Source organism: Lacihabitans soyangensis (assembly GCF_024343775.1).
Classification (GTDB): Bacteria; Bacteroidota; Bacteroidia; order Cytophagales; family Spirosomataceae; genus Leadbetterella; species Leadbetterella soyangensis.
Window position 1 is genome coordinate 1 of record NZ_RJUF01000079.1, and the last position, 2,992, is coordinate 2,992.

Consider the following 2,992-nt stretch of genomic DNA (forward strand, 5'->3'; position numbering starts at 1 on the left):
AATTTCCAAGATGATATGGGCTATAATAGTGGGGTTTTTAAATCCAAAAAGTCTTAACCCCTTATTTGACAGAAGCTTCAACATAGTCTTTCAGGTCGGAAAAATTGTTTCCAAAATACTCCGAAGCAATTTTTGCAATGGTAGCAATCGAAGTTTTTTCAGATAAATCTTTAAATTTTTTAAAGAATATAGGTTTAACTTTATCTTTTTCATCTTCAGAAGAATCTCGATAGTTTTTTAACATAGAAAGTAATTCTTCCCGCTCTTTATCATTGGCAGTATTTTGAAAAATTAGACTGACTAATTCTTTTTCAATAGGCGTATAATTCTCATTTGAATTTTCATCAAAGAATAAATTTTGATTATTATCACCTATTGCGATATTATTTGCATTAAATACTGCATTAGGAAAACTGTATTTACTTTCCATAATTGACTATTGTTATATTCTTATCCCCTATTTGTAAATTGTTACTTGTAATAGACCCAGTAAAAACAAAGTAAATATTAAAAATTGGCTTTTGAGATGTTCCACATGCTTCCAAACCAATATGATTTGGGTCAATTTTAACCATTTCAGCAATCCTTTGGCATTCTTGCTTAATACATCTTTCTAAATCTTTATTTTCTATTTTTAAAAAGTCATTACCTATATTAAAAACATCATATTCTTTAATTGCAGAAATCGGATTTGTTAAATAACCATTTTTACCTAATTGCTTATTTAAGTGGCCAATGTTTAGACTTTCCACAAATTTATTATCACTTCCAAAATAATTAGCACCAGCTATACTTGACCATTGGTTCTTATCAGAGAGTAAAGTTGGTGAAATAGTACTCTTTCCTAAAATAAAATCAGTTGTACTTGCCAAGTGATTTACTCCAGAATAAACACTCCTATTGGAATATTTATCGACTGCATTAAAGTTCGACAATTCGAAAGAACCTATTCCCAAAGATGTATTTGCAACTGAAACAGCTCCAACTAAACTTGTCCATTGGCTCTTGTCAGAAAGTAAACTTGGTGAAATAGTACTCTTACCTGAAATAAAATCAGTTGTACTTGGCAAGTGATTTACCCCAGAATAAACGCTCTTATCAAAATATTTGTCCGATGCACTGGTGATAGCTAATTGGGGTGAACCTACTCCAAAATAAGTACTTGCAGTTGAAACAGATTCATTCAAATTTAGCAAATGCTTGTTGTCATAAAGTACACTTGTTCTAATAGTACTTTGTCCCAAAATTAAATCAATTGAGTTTGCCACCGCATTTACACAAGGATAAATATTCCTATTAAAATATTTATCCGAAACATCATTGATAGCTATTTGAGGCGAACCTACTCCCAAATAAGTACTTGCAGTTGAAACAGATTCATTTAAATTTAGCAAATGCTTGTTGTCATAAAGTACACTTGTTCTAATAGTACTTTGTCCCAAAATTAAATCAGTTGAGTTTGCCACCGCATTTACTCCAGGATAAATATTCCTATTAAAATATTTATCCGATACATCAATGGTAGCTATTTGAGGCGAACCTACACCCAAATAAGTACTTGCAGTTGAAACAGATTCATTTAAATTTAACAAATACTTGTTGTCAGAAAGTACACTTGTTCTAATAGTACTTTGTCCCAAAATTAAATCAGTTGAGTTTGCCACTGCATTTACTCCAGAATAAACATTTCTATTAAAATATTTATCAGAGGCACCAATGGTAGCTATTTGGGGCGAACCAACTCCCAAGTAGCTATTTGAAACTGAAACAAATCCTTCTAAATTTGAGCAATGGTTCTTATCGGAGAGTAAACTTGTTCTAAAATTATTTTGTCTTAAAATTAAATCAGTTGAGTCCGTCAAGGGATTTATTCCGTTGTAATAATTTCTATTGAAATATCTATCGGATATACCTAAATTAGCCAACTGTTGTGAATCTATTTCTAAGTAGGTATTTGCAACTGGAATAGATTCGCATAAATTTATCAAATTAGAATCTTCAGAGCAGCAGTTAGTTTTTTTGCTTTTTTTTCTCATAATCAACTTTTTTCTTTTTCACAATTTTCTAAATTCAAGTAGCTAACTTTCTCATTATTAACTTTTCATTATCAAAATTACAAAAACTAATTTTAATAATATTCAAATCCAAACTCCAATTAACTTCTCACACTCTCTAACTGGCAACCACAAATTGACTTTCATTAATTCTTCTAATTTTTGAACAGCCAATTGCTTTTGCAAAATTTTTTGGTTGACCATTTCCTCAAAAACCCGCAAAACGCCATGCACCTCAAAACCCAATTTTTCGGCCTCCTTTCTTAGTTTATTGTCTCCCGTCAAAATCATGAATTCTTTTAACTCTTTTGCATAAAAATATAATGACAAGTCAGGAATTGAAAGCTTCTTGGTTTGTACTGTCAAGCCTTTAAATGTTTCTATTTCGCTTAGCTCTATCTCTCTAATTTTGAGCCTATTAGAATCAATATGTGTCTGAATTTTGGCCTTTTGTTCAATATCTAATTCCCCAATAATCAATGAAGTAGTATGAAATTCGAGGTTTAATTGAAAGAAAGCGTCAATCAAATCAACATCAAACAAATCAAATAATAAGTTTGCGTCATTTATGGCTATTCGATATGTTGTGTGGGCTTGCGTCATTAATTGTTTCCTGTTAATGTTCGTCTAAAATCCCCCAAACTCTGCCCGGCCAAACTGGCTGCTTTACTTAAGGATACCACTTCCTCTATGGCCGCCCGATAAACCAAACCAGAAAACCGCATGGCTTTTTCTACTCCTGCGTATTGCCCGGGTTCTTTGGTTCGATAGCCCATTTTGGTCATCCAAATCATAAAACCCTTGTAAGTAGAATCATTGATGATTTCCAAGTTTCTGAGCCGCATCAAAATGGCTTGTATCGATAGTCCGTAGTATTCTTTTTGCTGCTTTAGCTCTGCAAAAGCCACTTTCTTCCTTTTTTCAGAAAACACTTCTAT

General features: G+C 32.2%; 3 protein-coding genes and 1 pseudogene. All 4 read right to left on the reverse strand.

Features of this window, described 5'->3' with window-relative positions; translation table 11 throughout:
* Positions 1-61 precede the first annotated feature (61 nt).
* Complete coding sequence (locus EGI31_RS14335) at positions 62-430, reverse strand: hypothetical protein (protein ID WP_255035927.1); 369 nt, start codon at positions 428-430, stop codon at positions 62-64.
* Positions 420-2,036 (reverse strand): hypothetical protein, encoded by a 1,617-nt coding sequence (locus tag EGI31_RS14340; RefSeq protein ID WP_255037906.1) that lies wholly within the window; start codon positions 2,034-2,036, stop codon positions 420-422. The genes EGI31_RS14335 and EGI31_RS14340 overlap by 11 nt, the downstream gene beginning before the upstream one ends.
* A gap of 102 nt (positions 2,037-2,138) precedes the next feature.
* Positions 2,139-2,657, reverse strand: coding sequence for a PIN domain-containing protein (locus EGI31_RS14345; protein ID WP_255035925.1), 519 nt, complete (start codon positions 2,655-2,657; stop codon positions 2,139-2,141).
* Positions 2,657-2,992, reverse strand: a pseudogene (locus EGI31_RS14350) (helix-turn-helix domain-containing protein); the annotation flags it as partial. The gene EGI31_RS14345 and the pseudogene EGI31_RS14350, both read right to left, overlap by 1 nt.

Coding starts and splice junctions, on each gene's coding strand:
- EGI31_RS14335 (WP_255035927.1), bottom strand. CDS start 430: ATGGAAAGTAAATACAGTTTTCCTAATGCAGTATTTAATGCAAATAAT.
- EGI31_RS14340 (WP_255037906.1), bottom strand. CDS start 2,036: ATGAGAAAAAAAAGCAAAAAAACTAACTGCTGCTCTGAAGATTCTAAT.
- EGI31_RS14345 (WP_255035925.1), bottom strand. CDS start 2,657: ATGACGCAAGCCCACACAACATATCGAATAGCCATAAATGACGCAAAC.